Source organism: Achromobacter sp. ACM02, from assembly GCF_014851605.1.
Lineage (GTDB): Bacteria > Pseudomonadota > Gammaproteobacteria > Burkholderiales > Burkholderiaceae_B > Achromobacter > Achromobacter aegrifaciens.
Genome location: NZ_JACUZY010000005.1, coordinates 87,625 through 109,288, shown reverse-complemented (window position 1 = coordinate 109,288; position 21,664 = coordinate 87,625). Strand labels below are relative to the sequence as shown.

Sequence of the window (21,664 nt, the reverse complement as noted above, 5' to 3'; positions counted from 1 at the left end):
CAGGAGCTAGCCATGTCAGATCCCATCGTCATCGTTTCCGTCGCCCGCACGCCCATGGGCGGCATGCTGGGCGCCTTGTCCGGCCTGGCCGCGCACGAGCTGGGCTCGATCGCCATCAAGGCCGCCGTCGAACGCGCCGGCATCAAGCCCGAGCAAGTCGAAGAAGTCATCATGGGCAACGTGCTGCAGGCCGGCCAGGGCCAGGCCCCGGCGCGCCAGGCAGCGCTGGGCGCCGGCCTGCCGCTGGGCGTGGCTTGCACCACCATCCACAAGGTCTGCGGTTCGGGCCTGAAGGCCGCCATGTTCGGCCATGATCTGCTGGCCGCGGGCAGCGCCAACATCGTCGTCGCCGGCGGCCAGGAAAGCATGAGCAACGCGCCCTACCTGCTGCTCAAGGGCCGCCAGGGCTACCGCTACGGCCACAACACCGTGTATGACCACATGGCGCTGGACGGCCTGGAAGACGCCTACGACAAGGGCAAGGCCATGGGCGTGTTCGCCGAGGACTGCGCCGCCAAGTATTCCTTCACCCGCGAACAGCAGGACGCGTTCTCGCTGGAATCGCTGCGCCGCGCCCGCGCCGCGTCGGAAGACGGCAGCTTCAAGTGGGAAATCGCCCCCGTGACCGTGGTCGGCCGCAAGGGCGACACCGTGATCGACACCGACGAAGCCCCCACCAAGGCCATGCCGGAAAAGATCCCCACGCTCAAGCCCGCCTTCAAGAAGGACGGCACCGTCACCGCCGCCAACTCCTCGTCGATCTCCGACGGCGCCGCCGCCATGGTGCTGATGCGTGCCTCCACCGCGGAAAAGCTGGGCGTCAAGCCCCTGGCCCGCATCGTCGCCCACAGCCAGCACTCGCAAGAGCCGAACTGGTTCACCACCGCCCCCGTGGGCGCGCTGAAGAACCTGTTCGCCAAGACCGGCTGGAAGGCCGAGGACGTGGACCTCTACGAAATCAACGAAGCCTTCGCGGTGGTCACCATGGCTGCCATGGCCGACTTCAAGCTGCCGCATGACAAGGTCAACGTCCACGGCGGCGCCACCGCCCTGGGCCACCCGATCGGCGCGTCCGGCGCCCGCCTGATGGCCACCCTGGTCGGCGCGCTGCGCAAGACCGGCGGCAAGCGCGGCGTAGCCACGCTGTGCATCGGCGGCGGCGAAGCCGTCGCCATGGCGATCGAGATGGTCTGACGCAACGCCGGGAGGCTTCGGCCTCCCGGCTTTCGATGGATTCCGCTGCGCCTTTCTTGCATGGCGTCGTAGCGCGACGGGTCGGTCGCGCGCCGTACAGGAAAGGCGCAACGAAATCCCTCTTCGGTGCCCCTAACCGACAAGAATGCCCGGCCCACCGGGCAGCGAGACAAACCGCTCCACGAGCGCCTTCAAATTTCCAACAAGCAGGACGGGTGGAACCCCATGCCCATCATCGAATCCCGCATCAATCCGCGGTCGCAGGACTACACCGACAATGCGCAGGCCATGCAGGCGCAGCTGGACGATCTGAATCAGCAACTGGCCCATACCGCGCTGGGCGGCAGCGAAGCCGCTCGCGCCAAGCACGTGGCGCGCGGCAAGCTGCTGCCGCGCGACCGCGTCGAGCATCTGATCGATCCGGGCACGCCGTTCCTGGAACTGTCGCCGATGGCGGCTCACGGCATGTACGGTGGTGAAGCCCCCGGCGCCGGCGTCATCACCGGCATCGGCCGCGTGGCCGGCACGGAATGCGTGATCGTTTGCAACGACGCCACGGTCAAGGGCGGAACCTACTACCCGATGACGGTCAAGAAGCATCTGCGCGCGCAGGAAATCGCCGCGCAGAACCATCTGCCCTGCGTCTACCTGGTGGATTCGGGCGGCGCCAACCTGCCGCAGCAGGACGAGGTCTTCCCCGACCGCGAACACTTCGGCCGCATCTTCTACAACCAGGCGCAGATGTCCGCGCAGGGCATTTCGCAGATCGCCGTGGTGATGGGCTCCTGCACCGCCGGCGGCGCCTACGTGCCCGCCATGAGCGACGAGTCCATCATCGTCAAGAACCAGGGCACCATCTTCCTGGGCGGCCCGCCGCTGGTGAAGGCCGCCACGGGCGAAGAAGTCAGCGCCGAGGACCTGGGCGGCGGCGACGTGCACACGCGCCTGTCCGGCGTGGTCGACCACCTGGCCGCCAACGACATGCATGCGTTGCAACTGGCGCGCAACGCCGTCGCGCGCCTGAACCGCAAGAAGCCGCAGCCGCTGGCGACCATCCCCGTGCGCGAGCCGCGCTACGACCCCAGCGAACTGAACGGCATCATTCCCGCCGACACGCGCAAGCCCTATGACGTGCGCGAAGTCATCGCGCGCATCGTGGACGGCTCCGAGTTCGACGAGTTCAAGGCGCGCTTCGGCCCCACGCTGGTCACCGGCTTTGCGCACATCCACGGCATGCCTGTCGGCATCGTGGCCAACAACGGCATCCTGTTCTCGGAGTCCGCGCAGAAGGGCGCGCACTTCATCGAACTGTGCGCGCAGCGCAAGATCCCGCTGGTGTTCCTGCAGAACATCACCGGCTTCATGGTCGGCCGCAAGTACGAAAACGAAGGCATCGCCCGCCACGGCGCCAAGATGGTGACGGCGGTGGCCACCGCCAACGTCCCCAAGTTCACCGTGCTGATCGGCGGTTCGTTCGGCGCCGGCAACTACGGCATGTGCGGCCGCGCCTATTCGCCGCGCATGCTGTTCATGTGGCCCAACGCCCGCATCTCGGTCATGGGCGGCGAACAGGCCGCGAGCGTCTTGGCCACGGTCAAGCGCGACGGCATCGAGGCCCGCGGCGGTCAGTGGTCGGCAGATGAGGAAACCGCCTTCAAGGCGCCGATCCGCGAACAGTACGAACGCGAAGGCCATCCCTACTACGCCACCGCGCGGCTGTGGGACGACGGCATCATCGCCCCGGCCGACACGCGCCGCGTGCTGGGCCTGGCCTTGTCGGCGGCCTTGAACGCGCCCATCGAGGACACCAAGTTCGGCGTGTTCCGCATGTAGGACGGCATGGCCGCCCCCATTGCAGCCCAAGAATAATTTCAGCCTGGATGACATCCATGTTCGACACTTTGCTGATTGCCAACCGCGGTGAAATCGCCTGCCGCGTGGCCGCCACCGCCCGCCGCATGGGCATCCGCACCGTCGCGGTGTATTCCGACGCCGACGCCAACGCCCGCCACGTCGCCGCCTGCGACCAGGCCGTGTACATCGGCGGCTCCGAGCCGCGCGCCAGCTACCTGCGCGCCGACGCCATCCTGCAAGCCGCGCGCGATACCGGCGCGGGCGCCATCCACCCCGGCTACGGCTTCCTCTCCGAGAACGAAGCCTTTGCCGAAGCCGCCGAAAAAGCCGGCATCGCCTTTGTCGGCCCGCCGGCCTCCGCCATCGCCGCCATGGGCAGCAAATCCGCCGCCAAGTCGTTGATGGAAAAGGCCGGCGTGCCGCTGGTGCCTGGCTACCACGGCGACAACCAGGACCCGCAATTCCTCAAGACCCAGGCCGACGCCATCGGTTACCCCGTGCTGATCAAGGCCAGCGCCGGCGGCGGCGGCAAGGGCATGCGCGTGGTCGAATCGTCGGGCGCGTTCCTCGACGCCCTGGCCTCCTGCCAGCGCGAGGCCGCCTCCAGCTTCGGCGACGACCGCGTGCTGATCGAACGCTATCTGCAGAAGCCGCGCCACATCGAAATCCAGGTGTTCGCCGACACGCATGGCAACTGCGTCTACCTGTTCGAGCGCGATTGCTCGGTTCAGCGCCGCCACCAGAAGGTGATCGAGGAAGCGCCCGCGCCCGGCATGACCGAAGAGCGCCGCCGCGCCATGGGCGAAGCCGCCGTGGCCGCCGCGCGCGCCGTGGGCTACGTGGGTGCGGGCACGGTGGAGTTCATCGCCGAACCCGACGGCCGGTTCTACTTCATGGAAATGAACACGCGCCTGCAGGTCGAGCACCCGGTCACCGAAATGATCACGGGCCACGACCTGGTCGAATGGCAACTGCGCGTGGCCGCCGGCCAGCCGCTGCCCGCGCGCCAGGAAGACCTGCGCATCCAGGGCCACGCCATCGAGGCCCGCATCTACGCCGAGAATCCGGAAAAGGGCTTCCTGCCATCCATCGGCACGCTGGCCTACCTGGGGCTGCCGGCGCACACCGCGTTCGCCAACGGCGACATCCGGGTCGACGGCGGCGTGCGCATGGGCGACACCATCACGCCGTTCTACGACCCCATGATCGCCAAGCTGATCGTGCACGGCGCCGACCGCGACCAGGCCCGCGCCCGCATGCTGCAGGCCCTGGCCCAGACGCAGGCCGTGGGCGTGCAGACCAACGTGGCCTTCCTGTCGCGCCTGATGCAGGACAGCGCCTTCGCCGCCGCGGACCTGGACACCGGCCTGATCGAACGCCAGCGCGCCACGCTGCTGCCCGAACCCCAAGCCGCCAGTCCCGCCACGCTGGCGCTGGCCTGCGCCGCCGTGCTGGTGCGCCAGGGCCTGGCGCAGCCGGGCGCCGCCGGCGGCAAGCAGCCTGCTGATCCCTGGGACGCGCGCGACGGCTGGCGCCTGGGCGGCCGCTACCAGCGCCAGCTGCAATGGGTGGACAACGGCGAGACCCGCCACGTCACCGTCGCCCGCCAGGGTGGCGCCTGGACCCTGGACAGCGGCTCGGGCCCGCAAGCCTTCCTGTGGCGCGCCCACGCCAGCGCCAACCCCAATCTGGCCTATGGCCTGCGCATCACGCTGGACGGCCATGAAAGCGCCGGCACCGTCGTGCTGCACGCCGAAAAAGCCCACGTCTTCGGCGAAGGCGGCGTGCACGTGCTGGACCTCTACGATCCCCTGGCGCATTCGCAGGACACCCAGGGCGAACACGGCGGCGGCCTTACGGCTCCCATGCCCGGCAAGATCATCTCGATCTCGGTCAAGGCTGGCGACACCGTGGAAAAGGGCCAGCCGCTGCTGGTGATGGAAGCCATGAAGATGGAGCACACCATTTCCGCGCCCGCCGACGGCAAGGTCTCGGAAGTGTTCTACGGCGTGGGCGATCAGGTGGCGGAAGGAGCCGAGCTGGTCGCCATCGGCGAGTAGCCAGGCGCGCAGTAACAAAATCGTCATCCTCCGCGCCGCCCGCGGGTGCATCATGGGCGCTCCTGCTTATCCACGGGAGTACCCATGATGAGTGCCAAGTCACCCGAATCGGCGGCGCCCCGCCTGTTTCCGACCCTGCGCTGCCGCGACGCAGATGCGATGATCCGCTGGCTGACCGGCGTGCTGGGGTTCACCGAGCACGCCGTCTACCGCGACGACGGCGCCGTGCAACATGCGGAATTGGCCTATGGCAGTTCCATGCTGATGCTGGGCCCGGACCGCGACGACGCCCACGGCAAGCTGGTGGGCGACCTGCAAGGACGCCGCACCGACGCGCTGTATCTGGCCGTGGACGATCCCGACGCCCTGCACACGCAAGTCCAGGCCAGCGGCGCCACCATCGAAACCCCGCCCTACGACACCGCCTACGGCAGCCGCGAGTTCGCTTGCCGCGATCCGGAAGGCAATTTGTGGAGCTTTGGGACGTATTGGCCCAAGGCGTGACGGCGGGCCCCGCCGGGGACACATGAGCCGCTCTTAGTTTCCCGTCAGCGACTTGTCCCTAGAATGCGAGGTCCGGCGCCCGTCGCGCGCCCATCGCGCCATCCTCCATGCCTGCCCCCGACTCTCCCAGTCCGCTTCAACGCCCCGCCTTCCTGCATTACCTGTTCGCGCGCATCGGCGCGTCGCTGGCCTTTCAGATCGTTTCGGTCGCGGTGGGTTGGCAGATCTATGCGCTGAGCGGCAGCGCGCTGGACCTGGGGCTGATCGGCCTGGCGCAGTTCCTGCCCATGGCGGTCCTGACCCTGGTGGTGGGCCATGTGGCCGACCGCTATGACCGCCGCAAGATCGTGGCGGTGTGCATGGCGCTGGAAGCGCTGGCCACGCTGGTGCTGGCGATCGCGGCCCTGCATGGCGTGGGCGGCAAGACGCTGATCTACGCCACCATCATCATCATGAGTTCGGCCCGCGCCTTTGAGGCACCGACCCTGGCCACGCTGATCCCGGCGGTGGTGCCGCGCGAGTGGTTGCCGCGCGCGACCGCGCTAGCGTCCTCCGGCGGCCAGATCGCGCAGATCGCGGGTCCTTCGCTGGGCGGCGTCGGCTACGGGCTGGGGGCAGGGTGGATCTATTGCGTGGCAGCGGCCCTGTACCTGTCGGCCTTCGCGTCCATCGCCACGCTCGTCATCGAACGTGCGCCGCCGCGCAAGGAACCGACCACCTGGCGCACGCTGTTCGCCGGCATCACCTTCATCTTCCAGCGTCGCCTGCTGCTGGGCACCTTGTCGCTGGACCTGTTCGCCGTGCTGCTGGGCGGGGCCACGGCCTTGCTACCCATCTTCGCCAAGGACATCCTCAACGCCGGTCCCTGGGCGCTGGGCGCGCTGCGCGCCGCCCCCGCCTGCGGCGCCGCGCTGATGTCATTGACGCTGGCGCGCCTGAGCCTGGGCGAGCACGTGGGCCGGCTGCTGTTCGGCGCGTTGATCCTGTTCGGACTGGCTACCACGGTATTCGGCCTGTCGACCTCGATCCCGCTGTCCATCGGCGCGCTGGTGGTGCTGGGCGCGGCGGACGCGGTCAGCGTGGTGGTGCGTTCGTCCCTGGTGCAGCTGAATACGCCCGACCATATGCTGGGCCGCGTGAGCGCGGTGAACACGCTATTCATCGGCGCCTCGAACCAGCTGGGCGAATTCGAATCCGGCGTCATGGCCGCGGCGTTCGGCGCGGTGCCGGCGGTGGTGATCGGCGGGGTAGGCACCATGGCGGTGGCAGGATTGTGGATGCGGTGGTTCCCCGAACTGCGCAAGTTGAAAACCATCCACGCGTCCTGACGCGGCGCGTCCGCGCCGTGCATCGGCCAGCTCAGCGCTCCAGCCCTGCCTTCTTCGCCTGGCTGGCGATCGCGATCATCACGCCGATCCGCCGCAGCGGATCGGGCGGCAGCCAGTTCGGCCGTTCGAACGCTTCCAGGTCGTCGAGCATCGGGCTGCGCCTGCCCGCGATCTGCTCGGCCAGCAGTTTGCCGTAGATGGTGCCCTTGATCACGCCCGCGCCGTTGCAACCGACCGAGGCGTACAGGCCCGGCCGCACCTGCCCCACAAAGGACGCGCCATTGCCCGTCAGCGCCGTGGATCCGCTCCAGACGTACTCGAAGTCATGCGATGCCAGTTCGGGATAGCGGCGCTGGAACGAATCGCGCAGCAACTGCTCCATGCGATCCAGGGGCTGCTCGGCTTCATAGGAATAGGCGCTGCGCACCATGAAGCGGCCGCCGCGGATGCGACGCAGCGTGGTGCCCAGGCGATTGGCCGGGATGACGCCCCACTGGTCGCGCTGGCCCAGCAGCGCCTGCTGCGTCGGACTCAGCACGGGCGTGACGCCAGCGTAGGTAAAGATGGTGACGAGGCGGCTGCGCAGGAAACCCAGCTTGCGCGCGAAGGCATTGTTGGCCAGGACCACGTTGTCGGCAATGAACTCGCCGCCGCGCGTGCGCACCGTGTAGGGGCCTGCGCCGCCGACCGCCAGCACAGGATTGTTCTCCATGAGCCAGACGTTTTCAGGGAGCGTGTCGGCCAGACCTCGTATCAGCGCGGCTGGCTGCACGAAGACGTTGTTCATCGAGTGGTATCCGAACTCGTAATAGCTGGTGCCCAGTTGTTCTCGCAAGGCGTCCCGATCCAATTCGGTGTACGCGACGCCCCAATCGCGGTACTGCGCCAGCGACGCGTTCAGCGTGCTGCGGCCAAGCTGCGTGGCCGCAGCGTGGTACTTGCCCGCGACATCCCAGCCGCAGTCGAATCCGCCCCGTTCCGCCAATTCCGCCAGCCAGTCCAGTCCGGACTGGTACATCGCGATCTGCTTGCGCGCGACCTGCAGCGGACTGTGGTGGCCGCTCATGCGGGTGTTGTGCGGCAGGTTGATCAGAAAGCCGGAATTGCGCCCTGCGGAGCCTTCGCCGGCTGCGGTGGCGTCCAGCACCAGGATGCGCTCCTGGGGCTGCAATTCGGCCAGCCGGCGCGCAGCCGCCAGGCCGGTGTAGCCGGCGCCGATGATCACGTGCTTGAAGCGCGCATGCGGCGGCGCAGCGGCGCGTGGCGCGCGCTTGGGCAGCATGGCGTTCCAGCCCGAGCCGCTCTGGTATTGAGGATAAGTCTGCGGTTGCCCTGATGGGTGAGACATGATGGGTTCAGTGTTGCGGTTGGCGGATCATTGGTCTGCGCGCGCCTGCAGGCTGCGCATGACTTCGTTCTGCACGATGCCCCAGATCTGCGACTTGAGCTCGATGTAGCGCGGCGAAAGCTGCGCGTCGGCATTGCGCGGATAGGGGAGATCGTTGGGGATGTCGCAGGCGACGCGGCCCGGCCGCGCGCTCATGATGACCATGCGGTTGGACAGCAGCAGAGCCTCGTCGATGGAGTGGGTGATGAAGATGATGGTCTTGCCGCTGCGTTCGTAAATGCGGGTCAACTCTTCCTGCAGCACCTGGCGGGTCATGGCGTCCAGCGCGGCAAAGGGTTCGTCCAGCAAGATGACGTCGGGATCGTTGGCCAGCACCCGGGCGATGGACACGCGCTGGCGCATGCCGCCGGACAGGGCCTTGGGATAGGCGTCCTCGAAGCCCTTCAGCCCCACCATCTCGATGAACTTCTGCGCCGTCGCGCGACGTTCCGAAGCGGGAACGCCCTTGAGCTTCAGGCCAAAGGCCACGTTCTCGGCCACGGTCAGCCATGGGAACAAGGCGTACTGCTGGAACACCATGCCGCAGTGCGGATCCACGTCGCGCACTTCGCGGCCATTGACCACGATGCGTCCGGCGCTGGGTTTTTCGAATCCGGTGATCAGGTTGAGCAGCGTGGACTTGCCGCAACCCGACGCGCCCAACACCACCAGGAACTCGCCGCGCTTGACCTGCAGGTCCACGCCCTGCAAGGCGTGAAAGGAACCGAACGACTTGGAAATGCCTTCGATCGATATCATCGTATTGTTTGCTTCGTGGTTTATCGCGACCATGCCAACACCCTGTTTTCAATGACTCGGAAGACCACGTCGGTCACCAGCACGGTGACGCTGATGAGCGCCATGCCCAGCACCACGGTGTCGGTCTGGAAGAACTCCTTGCCGTTCATGATGAGAAAGCCCAGGCCTTCCTTCGCGGCAACCAGTTCGGCGGAAATGACGCAGGTCCACGACAGGCCCAGGATCACCTTGAAGCCGCTGAAGATCTGCGGCAGGCTGGCCGGCAGGATCACCATGCGCATCACTTGCGGACCGCTGGCGCCCAGGTTGCGAGCGGCGCGGATCAGCAGTGGGTCGATGTTGCGCGTGGCTTCGATCACGTACAACAGCGCCGGCGCGAAGGTGCCCATGAACACGATGCTGTACTTCTGCGTTTCGGTAATACCGAACCACAGCAGCGACAGCGGAATCCAGCTCATCGAGGGCAGCGGCCGCAGGAAGGACAGGATGGGGTCGAAGGCGGCACGGGCGCGCAGCGAGGTGCCCAGGAAAATTCCCAGCGGAATCGCCAGCGCCGTGGCGGCGGCAAAGCCCACCATGACCCGGCGCGCGGACGCCAGGATGTGGCCCATTAGCGCGCCTTGCTCCCACATGCCGGCCAGGCGGGCGAAGACGGACGAGGGCGGCGGCAGGAATAGCGGATCCACCCATTGCAGGCGGCAGACGCCTTCCCAGAACAGCAGCAGCACGATCACGGACACGCTGCTGATCAGCAGCAGGTCCGGACGACGCTGACGGTTTGATGCATTCATCGTTCAATTCCTGACAGAAAGAAGGGCGGGCGGCATGCGCCCGCAGGCGTATCGGTGTGGACGCCTTCGCAGTTACAGGTAGGCGGGATCAACCCAATCGCGTACAGCTGGTGCCTTGTCGATCTGTCCGTAGCGCACCATCATTTCCGCCAGCTTCTGCAAGCCATCGATGTACTTGCTGCCCGGCGCCAGCAACGGCCCTTGTTCCGACGCGGCATACCAATCGGCGCCCTTGACCATTTCCAGCTGATCGGCAGCGGTAAGTTTGGTCAGTTCCGTCAAGGCGGCCACCGTGCTGTCCGGCTGCGCGCGCAACTGCTCGTTGGCGCGGAAATACGCCTTGAGGAAGCGCTTGACGGCTTCGGGGTGCTTGTCCAGGAATGCGCGGCGCGCAACCAGCACGTCCGGCCCCGGCGTGACGCCGTATTCCTTGTAGAGCGAGAACTGCGTATCGTCGGCCAGCATGCGCGCGCCCGGCATGGCGCGAATGGCGTTGAACTGCGGCGTCCATGCCGCTGCCGCGTCGATCTGGCCTGCCTTGAAGGCCGCCGGCATTTCCGGCGCGGGCACATTCAGCACGGTGACGTCCTTGTCCGCCTTCAGGCCCGCCTGGTCCAGCAGATTGAGCACCAGCAGGTGCGCGCTGGAGGCGAACGTGACGCCGACCTTCTTGCCCTTCAGGTCTTGCATGCTTTGCACGCCGTCGCGCACGATCAACCCTTCGACCCGGCCGAAGTTCTCAGGCACGCCGATGATGGCGAAATGGCGCGAACCCCGCGCCATCACCGCCAGCGCAGCGGGTGCGGCGGTGACCGCCATGTCGATATTGCCCGACAGCAGGGCGCTGACGCGTGCCGAGGTCGTGCCGAAAGACTCCCAGCCTACGTCCAGCCCTTCATTCTTGAAGTAGCCGGCCTGGATGGCCAGCCAGGCTGGGTAGTGGCCCAGCCACGCCGAGCCGCCATAGCGTACGGCCTGCGCTTGCGCGGCCCAGGCCCGTCCTGCCATCGGCAGCGCCAAGACTGCGGCGCTCAGGGCGGCGCCTTGGATGAATCTGCGTCTAGTCTCCTGCATGTCCTTCTCCTTTTTGTCGTCGGGCTATCCTGCGGCGAAAAACCGGCTGCGCGCGGCGCCTCGCGAAAGCGTGGCGTCTTGCCCAGGCGTTTCCCGCCGGGTCAACAAAGCCGCATCTGCCGCCCGAGCCAGGGCAAATGCGCGCTTACCTGCGGGAAGATTTCCGTCTCCAGCGCCTTGCGGCTGATCTGCCAGAACATGTCGGCCATCTCCTCGAATTCGTCCTGCCGCGACACCTGGTGCAGCGTGCGCGCCAGGCCCGGTCCCGGCAGCGGCAACACCGCCACCTGATCCAGCCACGAACGTCCCTGCAACAAGCACAGCGGCGTCATCAGCGCCCAGCCCAGATTGGCCGCGATCATCGCCATGACCACGTCGCTGGTGTCGATCTCCAGGAACGGCGGCGCGGTCACGCTGCAGCGGCGCAGATGACGTTCGATCATGGCGCCGAAGTGCGAGCGGCCGCTGAAGCGTATGAAGGGCGCGGCCTGGGCCACTTGGCGCAGGTCCATGCGCGCAAACTCGTCGGCGCGCGCCGCCGGCACCACCAGCGCAAAGGGCTCGGTCAGGATGGCGCGCCGCGCCAACCCGTCCACGTCGTCCAAGGCGTCGGTGGTGACGATGATGTCGACCTGCCGGTTCAGCAGCGCCTGCGCGTGGCCGTAGGCCAGCCCGGACCACACCAGCACCTGGCTGGCGCTCTGCGTCAGCCGCTTGACGATGGCTGGACCGGTGGTCGCGGCGAAGGAATCAATCATGCCGATCCGGATGGCCGGCCGGTTCATCAGGTCCGCCTCGCGCACCTGCGAAATCAGCCGATCCACGTCATCCACGATCTGCCGCGACTGGCGGTGCAAGGTCACCCCCGCCGGCGTCAGCCGGTATGGCCTGCGCGACCGATCCAGCACGCGCATGCCCAGCGTGCTCTCGATCTGAGAGATCGTCTGCGACACGGCCGACTGCGTGATGTTCAAGGCTTGCGCCGCCGCCGACAAACTATCGGCCGCCGCCACCGCCGCGAAGATGCGCAGCATGCGGATGTCCAGGCTGGAATCGTTTTTTAGTGCGCCCATGGTGTCTCCTATCAGTGATGCTAAGAATGCCGGATTGACGGGTCAAAAAATACGGGCAACTTAAGCAAATCTAATAGTCGACATTAGGAAGCGTGAAACAACGGTGGTTGTGGAAACGCGGACGCCCATCGGGAAGACGGGTGCACGGCCGACGCAGATGGCACGGCGACGCTGCACCCGGAGACAGGGCGCTTTCAATGCGAGGGAAGATCCCGGGGCCGCAGGCCGCCGGGTGCGGACGGACGTGTCCTTAAACCGCCACGCGCGGATTGCTACATCAGAGAGCCGGCAGATCCGCTTTCATGCAGGGCAAGACAAAGGACGCTCACACAGCCGCAAGCCGCTCCACGGTGTCTGGATACTTCTCGACCAGGCGAATCAATAGCGCGGCCTGCGCGTTCGGCTTGGCTCGGCCTTGCTCCCAGTTTTCGAGCGTTCGGGGATTGGTCCGCAAGTAACGAGCGAACACCTGGCGAGACAAATGCAGGCGCTCGCGCAGCGCCAGCAGCTCTTCGGCGGTCACATCCGGTGCAGGCTTGAACTCTACTTCGTGGGTGCGCAAGGTGTGCTTGCCCGCGCGCGCATTCGACATCGCATCGAAACCCTCGGCGATCTCTCCGTATAGATTGCGCTTCTTCATCGTCTCGCCTCCAGTTCCGCTTTCAGCATGGCCCTGAGTGCCAGCTTTTCCTTGGCGCTCAAATCAACTGCCTCGTTCTTGTCGTACAAAGTAAACAGCCAGAACTGCAGGCCCCCATCCCACCAGTAGTAGATCACCCGCAGGCCGCCGCGCTTGCCTTTTCCTCTGCGCGGATCGCCGTAGCGCAGCTTGCCTGCAGACCGCCCGCGCCTTCGAGCACGTCTCCAGCGTCCGGGTTCTGCATCATGGTTTCCTGCAAGCCGCGAAATCCGTCGTCGTCCAGATAGTCGGACCGGTAGCGAAGAAACGCCGGCAACTCAATGAATAGGGCCTTCATGGCATGCGCACCAAATTATACGCAATTAACGTATAGAAGCAACGCAGGTTACTGGACTATCCGGCCCGAAGTTCAACGTTCGCCGTGGGCCGCTCGCCTAAGGCAAATCGCTCTATTCTGGAGGTGTCCCCCCGCCCCGTCATGCTTGCAACTTTTCCTGAATTACCCGAGCTATCTCTTGCAGGAGGTGTCCATGGCACCTCGGCACACCGTCCGATATTGTTGATACAATAAGAATCATTATCATTTAATTGAAGCCATGCCTAAGCGCCAGCTTCACAGAGCGCGCAGCGGACATAGCCTAGGGGCATCATGGGGGAGCGGTTCTTCGGCGTGATCGCCGAGGCGTACAAGGCGTGGAACGCGGAGCTGGTCGGTTTCCTGAACCGCCAGCTCAAGCGTTCGCCCGAGGCCGCCCAGGACCTGGCGCAGGAGACCTTCGCCAAATGGCTGGCGGCGCATGACGGCGCCACGCCGCCGGAGAAGCCGCGCGCCTATCTGTACGAGATCGCCCGCAACCTGCTGCGCGACCATTGGCGCCGCGAGAGCGTGCGCGATGAACATGTGGTGGCCAGCCTGGACGACCAGGGTTTCGAGCCCACGGCAGTCGGCCTGGCCGCCCCCGCCGGCCTGCAGCCCGAGGCGCGCGCCGACGCCAGCCAGCGCCTGCGCCTGCTGCAGGCCGCCATCGACGAGATGCCGCCGCGCCAGCGCGAGGCCTTCCTGCTTTATCGGTATGATGAGCTCCGTTGCGAGGACATCGCCGACCACATGGGCATCAGCGTGCGAGCGGTCGAGAAGCACCTGCAACTGGCGCTGGCGCACTGCAAGCGCCGTGTCCACGGCGAAACGCCATGACCCGATCCCTACCTTTGTCCGCTGTCGAAGAGGCCGCGAGCGCATGGTTCATGCGCCGCCGGGAGCGCGCGTCCGACGCCGGCGCCGAACAAGCTTTCCAGTCCTGGCTGCAAGCTTCGGCCGAGCATCGGCGAGAGTACGAGCGGCTCGAGCTGGTGTGGGAGGACATGGCGGCGCTGCCGCGCCCGGACTCCGCGCGGGTGCACTCGCAGCCGGCCAGCCACACGCAGAACCCGTCGCGCAGCCGGCCGCAGTCCCCGCCCCGCGCGTGGTCAGCGCCGACGCGGCGCCCCGCCTTCCTGCGCTGGGGCGGTGCGCTGGCCGCGATGCTGCTGATCGCGGCCGCCGCCTACCAGTACGTGCCCATCAGCTACGAATCCGTGGTCAACGCGTCCACCCAGACCCGCAACCTGGACCTGCCCGACGGCACCCGGCTGCATGCCAACGTCGGCACCCGCGTGACCGTGCGCTACACGATGGCCGAACGCCATATCCGCGTCGAGGGCGGCGAGGTCTACATCGATGCCGCCCCCGACCGCCGGCCGCTGATCGTGGCCGCGGGCGACGCGGAACTGCGCGACATCGGCACCGAGTTCAACGTGCTGCTGCTGCCCGACGTGCTGCAGGTCGGCGTGCGCAGCGGCGAAGTCAGACTGAACGCCCAAGGCGCCAACGCGCCCGCCGCGCAGACGCTTCAGGCCGGCGACACGGTGCTGCTGTCGCGCGCCGACGCGCGGCTGTTGCGCCGCCAGCAGGTGCCCGCCAGCGAGATCGGCGCCTGGCAGGGCGGCGTGGCGGTGATGCACGACGCCACCTTGCAGCAGCTGGCCGGCTATCTGGCCCTGTACCGCGACACGCCGCTGCGCTTCGCCGACGAGCGCGCCCGGGGCTTGCGCCTGTCCGGCACGCTGGATCTGCGCCAGCCGGACGCCGTCCTGGACATGCTGCCCGGCCTGTTGCCGGTGACGGTAAACCGGCGGCCGGACGGCGCCGCGGTGATCGGCAGCCGCTGAAGACAAGAATTAAGAATTATTTTTAATTAGACAGGTTCGGGTTTTGGCGGCTGGCGCGTCTTCCCCAGTTGAAGATCCACTTCCAGACTGGGGAAAGTCCATGGCGCAACGCCATTTTCATCGTCGGCTGAGCGCCGGCCGTTACGCGCTGCTGTGCGCGCTGTCCATGAGCGCCGCGCTGGCGGTCCAGGCGCTGGCGCCATCCGCGGCCCATGCGCAAAGCGCCGTCGCGCAAAGCTTCGACCTGCCCGCCGGCAGCCTGGCCGACGCGCTGGTGGCGTTGGGCCGGCAGGCGCAGCTGCAGGTGCTGTTCAGCCCCGACGTGGTGGCCGGCCTGAACGCCCCCGCCGTATCCGGCTCCATGACCCCGCAGGTCGCGTTGAACCGCCTGCTGGCGCGCAGCGGCCTGGTGGCCGTGCAGAGCGGCTCGGGCTTCGTGGTGCGGCGGCCGGCCGACGCATCCACCGGCGATGCCACCACCCTGGCGCCCGTGACGGTCACCGGCCGCGACCTCACCGTCACCGAAGGCACGGGGTCCTACACCGCCCCCGCCGTCACCATCGGCAAGAACGCGCAAAGCCTGCGCGAGATCCCGCAATCGGTCTCGGTGGTGACGCGCCAGCTGCTGGACGACCAGAACCTGACCACGCTGGACGACGCCATGCGCACCGTCACCGGCATCACGGTGGAAGCGGGCAGCATCGGCGGCAACCATGGCAACTTCTACTCACGCGGCTATGCGCTGGACACGATCCAGGTCGACGGCGTGAACACGCCGGCCAGCACCGGCAACGACCTGTCCTCGGGCTTCGGACTGGCCATCTACGACCACATCGAAGTGCTGCGCGGACCTTCGGGTCTGTACCAGGGCGCGGGCGATCCCGGCGGTACCGTGAACCTGGTGCGCAAGCGCGCGCAGAAGGAATTCGCCTTCAGCGGCCAGGTCATGACGGGCTCCTGGGACCGCTATTACACCGAGGCCGACATCACCGGCCCTTTGGACAGCGACGGGCGCCTGCGCGGCCGCCTGGTGGCGTCCTATGACGACCGCAAATCCTTCGTCGACGGCGTGTACACCGAGAAGCCGCTGTTCTACGGCACCCTGAGCTTCGACCTGACGCCCGACACCGTCCTGACCGCCGGCGCCACCTACCAGCAATACAAGGGCCGCCCCTTCTTCGGCCTGCCCGGCTACACCGACGGCCGCTTGCTGGACGTGCGCCGTTCCACCAACCTGGACCCCAGCTGGAACCACATCACCGAGGAAGTCACCGAGTACTTCGCCGACGTGGACCACCGCCTGGCCAATGGCGGACGCATCAAGGTCAGCGGCATCTACCGCGAACAGGACGAGCCCAGCCGCGAGTTCGGCTGGTCCGACTGCGCAGTGGACCCGATCACCGGCGACACCTGCCTCGTCAGCTGGAAGTACCGCAGCAACTGGAAGACCTATGGCCTGGACGCCTTCGTCGCCACGCCCTTTGAAGCCTTCGGCCGCCAGCACGAGCTCACCGTGGGCGCCGACTACCGCAACGTCCACAAGAACTTCCGCTACGGCGGCGGCGACAACGCCGACACCAACCTTTACCACCCCAACAACAACATCCCCAAGCCGGACTACCAGTTCACCAACGGCAACGACAGCAAGACCGATCAGTACGGCCTGTATGCGCGCACCAATCTGCGCGTGACCGACGCGGCCACCATCATCGCTGGCGGCCGCTTCACCTGGTGGGAAAACCGCACGCAGAACCGCAACGCCTACTTCAACCAGTTCACCAACACCAGCGACAAGATCAACGGCAAGTTCACGCCCTATCTGGGCCTGGTGGTGGACCTGAACGAGCAGTTGTCGGCCTACGCCAGCTACACCAGCATCTTCACGCCGCAGACCGTCACCGACGTCAACGGCCAGCTGCTGGACCCGCGCACCGGCAAGCAGTTCGAGATCGGCCTGAAGGGCGAATTCCTGGACAAGCGCCTGAACGGCCACGCCGCGCTGTTCCGCATGGAAGACGAGAACCGCTCGATGACGGACCCGAATAATCCGCTGTTCTCCATGGCTGCGGGCAAGATGCGCAGCCAGGGCTTCGAGGCAGAAATCAGCGGCAGCCCGGCGCCCGGCTGGGACATCACCGCCGGCTATGCCTACACCACCACCAAGACCCTGAAGGGCACGGAAGAACAGAAGTCGCAGCAGTACGCCTTCATCACGCCGCGCCACACCTTCAACCTGTGGACCAAGTACACCTTCGCCACCGGCACGCTCGAAGGCCTGTCGCTGGGAGCTGGCGTGCGCAGCGTCAGCAGCATGTACCGCCTGAACGGTCCGGTGAAGTTCGAGCAGCGCCCGTACACCACCGTGTCCGCGCAAGCCGGCTACCGCTTCAACAAGCACCTGGAAGGCACGCTGACGGTGAACAACCTGTTCGACAAGGTCTATTACCAGCGCGTGTGGGCCGCCTACGGTTCGAACTACTACGGCGAGCCGCGCAGCGTGATGCTGAACCTGCGGGCGACGTACTGAGGGAAAACGCCGCGCGAAACCCATCCCCATCCCGTAACGGGCGATGGGTTTCACGCATTGCAGGACAGTTCTGTCCGCCACGTCTTTCTTGCGCCACACCCATCCTACGATCCCCGAGCAAAACGCCGATTCCGTGGCAGACTAGCCAGGGGCGCTCCATGCATTGCAGTCCGACACAATTGGCAAATTGTTGTCCGACGCGGATTGCAACGGGCGATTAGGATGGCGCCGCACAGACAGAGACAGGCGATCACAAGGCTTTCCCGCCTGAGGCCGACAAGAAGATGTCCGACACATGAAAACCATTCAGAAAACCCGCCCCCCTGGCCGTTTGCTCCGCACCGCCATGGCCGGCCTGCTGGCGTCCACCCTGGCCGCGCTGTTCAGCCCCGCCGCAACCGCCGCTGAATCCGCCGGCGCCGCGGCGCTGCCGCCCACCGCCCAGGCCGCCGCCATTGCACCGCCCGATGTGCCCACGGTGATGTATTCCATCTACCAGATCGACGGCAAGGGCGCCGATTCCTACGAAGTCGCCAACGGCAGCATCGCCACCTTCTGGTTCGGCCATGCCTTCGAACTGGGCGGCACGCGCTACTACACCGGCTTCACCTGGGACACGCGCGAACGCTACGGCAAGCCGGGCGAAGACGAGGTCGGGCCCGGCACTCAGGTCAACTTGGCCGAAGCCACGTACACGCTGACCGGCGCCACGCCCGAACGTCCCTGGAAGTTCCGCGGCATGAAGCACTCGGTCGGCGAGTTCGGCGCCTACGAAAAACCGGAAGACGTGGACACCCGCCGCAAGTCGGTGGAATACCGCACTCCCGCTGGCAAGCTGCTGCTGGCCGTGCCCACCGAAGGCTTCGACAACGGCATCAGCTTCAGCGGCTACGCGCTGCTGGTCTTCAATCCGGCGGGTCCGGACGAAGGCGCGGGCTGGGCCTATGTAGGCAGCATCAATACCGGCGAAGACAATAGCGCGGCCTGCGCCGAAGGCGACGTCATGCCTTGCGTGGCCAGCTCGGGCGAACTGGTCTTCTCCGCGCATGGCGGCAGCGACATGCCGCGCGTGACCGTCAAACGCAGCGGCACGGAAATCTCCGGGCCGGACAAGACCCGCCAGCTGGGCGCGGGCGATGCCGTCGTCTACGCCTACGACACAGCCAGCAAGAAGTACGCGGAGAAGTAAGGCCGGCATCGATGCCGGCAGGGCGCGCAAGCCGGCTTCCCAACGGCTGCGATGCCCGCGCGGCTTGTGCTGCTACGTGAGATTCAAGCCACCATCGGACAGCAGGATCTCGCCGGTCAGATAGTCCGACGCGGCCAGCATGGCGACCGCCTGCGCGATATCCTCCGGACTGGCCGCCCGGCGCATCGGCGCCTTGTCGCGCCACAGCGCCTGGGCCTGCGTCCAATCAGCCGTCATCGGCGTGTCCACCAGGCCCGGCGCAACCGCATTCACGCGGATATGCGGCGCCAGCGAAAGTGCGAGCAAGCGCGTCACATGGTTGAGCGCCGCCTTGGTCGCCGCATAGGGAATGGAAGCGCCTTTGGGCCGGATACCCGCGTGCGAACTCACGTTGATCACGCAAGCCGGCCGGCCATGCGCCGCCGCCGCTTGCAACGCGGCCTGCGCTTCGGCCACCAGGCGAAACGGCGCCACCACGTTGACCTCATGCAATGCATGCCAGATGTCCGGCGTGGCCGCGGCCAGGTCCGCATGGGGAATGACTTGGCTGATTCCAGCGTTGTTGACCAGCAAGTCCAACCGCCCCCATGCCCCGACGGCTTCCCGGACCAGCCGGACCCGGTCGGCATCGTTCGCCAGATCCGCCTGCACGTAGACAGCATCGCCCAGCTCGCGCGCCAAGGCATGGCCGGCTTCAGCCGAACGGCGTGAATGCACGACCACCGCATAACCGTCCCTCGACAGGCGGCGGGCAATGGCCTCGCCTATGCCGGAGGTAGAGCCCGTGACCAGCGCGACGGGACGCGTAGATTGCAAATGGAACATCGAGGAATCTCTTGCTCAGGAATGCGCCGCATGTGGCGATGGGTCTACAACTTAACACCGTGATGAAAATCGCAACCTGAGAGACAAGGCCTAGGCTGCCGCGCCGCCGTCCTCGCGCGACGCGTCCAGTTCTTCGGACACCCACTCGCAGAACGCGCGCGTCAGCGGATCGTCCTCGCTGTCCCGATGCACCAGCAACGCCCATTTCGGACCGCGCACGGTCTGCTCCGTCAACGCCGCCAGCGAGCCATCGCGGCGCGAGCGGTCGGCCAGCAAGCTGCTGACCAGCGCCATGCCCAGGCCCTCGCGCGCCGCATCCAGCAACAGGCCAGGGTCGGAAAAATTCATGCCCTGGCCGCGCTGGCCCACGTCGGCGCCGCCTTGCGTTTCCCAATGGCTCCAATCCATCTCGCGTTCGCCATGCAGCGTGGCGCGCGTCTCGGCCGCCAACAGGCGAGGGTGGCAGGCTGGATACATGCGGTCCTCGACCAGCACGCGGAACGCGCAATCGGCCTGTGGGCCCAGGTCGTCGCGCAGCGCGATGTCTATGGTCTGTTTGGCCATGTCCGGCGCGGCATCGCTGGTGTACAGCCACAGGTCCGCCTCGGGATGCAGGGTGCGGAAGGCTTCCAGCCTGGGCAGCAGCCAGTGCCGCGAAAACGCCGGACTGGTGTTCACGATCAGCTGGTTCGGCTTGCGGTACTGGTCCAGCCTGCGGATGCCGGCTGCCAACTGCTGCAGCATGGCCTGCGTCGTGCCCAGCAGATCCCAGCCCGCATCCGTCAACGACACCGCGCGCCCCTGGCGGAAAAACAGCGGCTGGCCCAGATAGTCCTCCAGGCTGCGCACCTGCTGGCTGATCGCCGACTGCGTCAGGTGCAGCTCGTCGGCCGCCTTATGGAAACTGCCCAGGCGGGCGGCCGCCTCGAAGCCGCGCAGCACGTTCAGGGGAGGCCATTGCTTGAGCATATCAATAAGCCCTGCTAATCAGAATTCCACTAAATATATCGCTAGTCCGCGCGGCCAGGCGGGAAATACACTGCAATTCAAGAGGTGCGCACCTTTGACTCAAACATAACCATTTTTTATCGATCTTCCAGAATCCCAGGAGCCCGACGTGCCCACCCGCCGCCAACTCATCCAACACACCGCCACGCTCATGGGCGTCCAGGCCGCCGCCTCGCTGGGCCTGGGTCTGCTCGCCCCCGGCGCACGGGCGGCGCCAGCGCCCCGGTGGCACATGCCCGACGAAGGCGCGCCCCAGGCCCGCGCCTTCATCGCCTTCGGCGCCCAGGACGCCATCTGGGAAGACTTCACCGCCGACGTCCAGGCCGCGCTCGGCCGCATCGCCCGCGCCATCGCCGCCCACCAGCCCCTCACCGTGTTCTGCCGCGCCCGCGAACGCAGCCTGGCCGAACGCCATTGCGGCGCCGACAACGTCAGCTTCGTCGAAACCCGCCTGGATGACATCTGGATGCGCGACATCGGCGCCAACTTCGTGCTCGACGGGCGGGGCGCGGCCACCGGCGTGGACTTCAACTTCAACGGCTGGGGCAACAAGCAGCGCCACACCGCCGACGCCAAGATCGCCGCTGAAACCACCGAGGTCACCGACACCGAATACCTGCAAAGCGAACTGGTCGGCGAAGGCGGCGGCATCGAAGTCGACGGCCGCGGCACCGGCATCATGACCGAAAGCAGCTGGATCAATTCCAACCGCAACCCCGGCTGGAGCAAGGCGGAAGTCGAAGAGGAACTGAAGCGCTGCCTGGGCCTGCGCAAGATCATCTGGCTGCCCGGCATCAAGGGTAAGGACATCACCGACGCCCATGTCGATTTCTACGCCCGCTTCGCCCGGCCCGGCGTCGTCGTCGCCAACCTCGACATGGACCCCGAGTCCTACGACTACGCGCTGACCCGCAAGCATCTGGAGATCCTCCGGCGCGCAACGGATGCCGACGGCAAGCCGCTGGAAATCCACACCATGAGCCCGCCGCTCAAGCCCCGGCGCAGCAAGTTCCTGCGCGACAACTCCGACTTCGCGGCCGGCTACATCAACTACTTCGTCATCAATGGCGCCGTCATCGCGCCGGAATTCGGCGATGCGGAAGCGGACGCGAAGGCGCGCGACCTGCTGGCGCGTTTGTATCCGGGGCGCAAGGTGGTGCAACTGGATATCGACGCCATTGCGTCAGGCGGCGGCGGGATTCATTGCGTGACGAATCAGTTGCCGGTGGCGTAATGCCCGGGC

At 66.6% G+C, this 21,664-nt stretch carries 19 protein-coding genes; 10 read left to right on the top strand and 9 right to left on the bottom strand.

Features of this window, described 5'->3' with window-relative positions; translation table 11 throughout:
- Nucleotides 1-12 precede the first annotated feature (12 nt).
- From IB258_RS16440 to IB258_RS16420, 5 genes are all read left to right on the top strand, one after another.
- Nucleotides 13-1,194: an acetyl-CoA C-acetyltransferase gene (locus tag IB258_RS16440; RefSeq protein ID WP_192352909.1), complete on the top strand. Its 1,182-nt coding sequence runs from the start codon at nt 13-15 to the stop codon at nt 1,192-1,194.
- 225 nt (nt 1,195-1,419) lie between these two features.
- Nucleotides 1,420-3,027 (top strand): carboxyl transferase domain-containing protein, encoded by a 1,608-nt coding sequence (locus IB258_RS16435; protein ID WP_054455628.1) that lies wholly within the window; start codon nt 1,420-1,422, stop codon nt 3,025-3,027.
- Nucleotides 3,028-3,083: 56 nt separating this feature from the next.
- Nucleotides 3,084-5,108, top strand: a complete 2,025-nt coding sequence (locus IB258_RS16430; RefSeq protein WP_192330659.1) for an acetyl/propionyl/methylcrotonyl-CoA carboxylase subunit alpha — start codon at nt 3,084-3,086, stop codon at nt 5,106-5,108.
- 84 nt (nt 5,109-5,192) lie between these two features.
- Entirely contained in the window at nt 5,193-5,612 is a 420-nt protein-coding gene (locus IB258_RS16425; RefSeq protein ID WP_225589257.1) for a VOC family protein, read from the top strand.
- A 107-nt stretch (nt 5,613-5,719) separates the two neighbouring features.
- A complete protein-coding gene (locus IB258_RS16420) occupies nt 5,720-6,940 on the top strand; it encodes an MFS transporter (RefSeq protein ID WP_192352908.1) in 1,221 nt (406 codons plus the stop codon).
- A gap of 31 nt (nt 6,941-6,971) precedes the next feature.
- Here the strand turns inward: IB258_RS16420 and IB258_RS16415 are convergent, their stop codons facing one another.
- The 7 genes from IB258_RS16415 to IB258_RS30385 form a co-directional block, all read right to left on the bottom strand.
- Nucleotides 6,972-8,288 carry an FAD-binding oxidoreductase gene (locus IB258_RS16415; RefSeq protein ID WP_192352907.1) on the bottom strand — a complete coding sequence of 439 codons (1,317 nt, stop codon included), beginning with the start codon at nt 8,286-8,288 and terminating at the stop codon, nt 6,972-6,974.
- A 27-nt stretch (nt 8,289-8,315) separates the two neighbouring features.
- Complete coding sequence (locus IB258_RS16410) at nt 8,316-9,086, bottom strand: ABC transporter ATP-binding protein (protein WP_370539838.1); 771 nt, start codon at nt 9,084-9,086, stop codon at nt 8,316-8,318.
- Nucleotides 9,087-9,106: 20 nt separating this feature from the next.
- Nucleotides 9,107-9,877, bottom strand: a complete 771-nt coding sequence (locus tag IB258_RS16405; protein ID WP_059376592.1) for an ABC transporter permease — start codon at nt 9,875-9,877, stop codon at nt 9,107-9,109.
- A 72-nt stretch (nt 9,878-9,949) separates the two neighbouring features.
- The gene (locus IB258_RS16400) at nt 9,950-10,951 is read right to left on the bottom strand and encodes an ABC transporter substrate-binding protein (protein ID WP_192352906.1); all 1,002 of its coding nucleotides are present in this window, start codon (nt 10,949-10,951) and stop codon (nt 9,950-9,952) included.
- Between the two features lie 101 nt (nt 10,952-11,052).
- Nucleotides 11,053-12,024 (bottom strand): LysR family transcriptional regulator, encoded by a 972-nt coding sequence (locus IB258_RS16395; protein WP_059376590.1) that lies wholly within the window; start codon nt 12,022-12,024, stop codon nt 11,053-11,055.
- A gap of 325 nt (nt 12,025-12,349) precedes the next feature.
- Nucleotides 12,350-12,664, bottom strand: coding sequence for a DNA-binding transcriptional regulator (locus IB258_RS16390; RefSeq protein WP_192352905.1), 315 nt, complete (start codon nt 12,662-12,664; stop codon nt 12,350-12,352).
- A gap of 133 nt (nt 12,665-12,797) precedes the next feature.
- Complete coding sequence (locus tag IB258_RS30385; RefSeq protein WP_225589258.1) at nt 12,798-13,001, bottom strand: addiction module toxin RelE; 204 nt, start codon at nt 12,999-13,001, stop codon at nt 12,798-12,800.
- A gap of 312 nt (nt 13,002-13,313) precedes the next feature.
- On the opposite strand from IB258_RS30385, the gene IB258_RS16380 reads away from it, so the two are divergent.
- From IB258_RS16380 to IB258_RS16365, 4 genes are all read left to right on the top strand, one after another.
- On the top strand, nt 13,314-13,859 hold the full coding sequence (locus IB258_RS16380) for an RNA polymerase sigma factor (protein ID WP_054455634.1): 546 nt from the start codon (nt 13,314-13,316) through the stop codon (nt 13,857-13,859).
- Nucleotides 13,856-14,872: a FecR domain-containing protein gene (locus tag IB258_RS16375; protein ID WP_192352904.1), complete on the top strand. Its 1,017-nt coding sequence runs from the start codon at nt 13,856-13,858 to the stop codon at nt 14,870-14,872. Before IB258_RS16380 ends, IB258_RS16375 begins: the two co-directional genes overlap by 4 nt.
- A gap of 100 nt (nt 14,873-14,972) precedes the next feature.
- Nucleotides 14,973-17,399: a TonB-dependent siderophore receptor gene (locus IB258_RS16370; RefSeq protein WP_054455637.1), complete on the top strand. Its 2,427-nt coding sequence runs from the start codon at nt 14,973-14,975 to the stop codon at nt 17,397-17,399.
- Between the two features lie 295 nt (nt 17,400-17,694).
- Nucleotides 17,695-18,588, top strand: coding sequence for a hypothetical protein (locus tag IB258_RS16365; RefSeq protein ID WP_192352903.1), 894 nt, complete (start codon nt 17,695-17,697; stop codon nt 18,586-18,588).
- Nucleotides 18,589-18,660: 72 nt separating this feature from the next.
- Here IB258_RS16365 and IB258_RS16360 read toward each other — a convergent pair whose 3' ends face one another.
- Nucleotides 18,661-19,413, bottom strand: a complete 753-nt coding sequence (locus IB258_RS16360) for an SDR family NAD(P)-dependent oxidoreductase (RefSeq protein WP_192352902.1) — start codon at nt 19,411-19,413, stop codon at nt 18,661-18,663.
- Nucleotides 19,414-19,503: 90 nt separating this feature from the next.
- Nucleotides 19,504-20,382 (bottom strand): LysR substrate-binding domain-containing protein, encoded by an 879-nt coding sequence (locus tag IB258_RS16355; RefSeq protein WP_192330665.1) that lies wholly within the window; start codon nt 20,380-20,382, stop codon nt 19,504-19,506.
- Nucleotides 20,383-20,530: 148 nt separating this feature from the next.
- Between IB258_RS16355 and IB258_RS16350 the strand changes: the two genes are divergently transcribed.
- Nucleotides 20,531-21,655 (top strand): agmatine deiminase family protein, encoded by a 1,125-nt coding sequence (locus IB258_RS16350; protein ID WP_192352901.1) that lies wholly within the window; start codon nt 20,531-20,533, stop codon nt 21,653-21,655.
- The last annotated feature ends 9 nt before the right edge of the window (nt 21,656-21,664 follow it).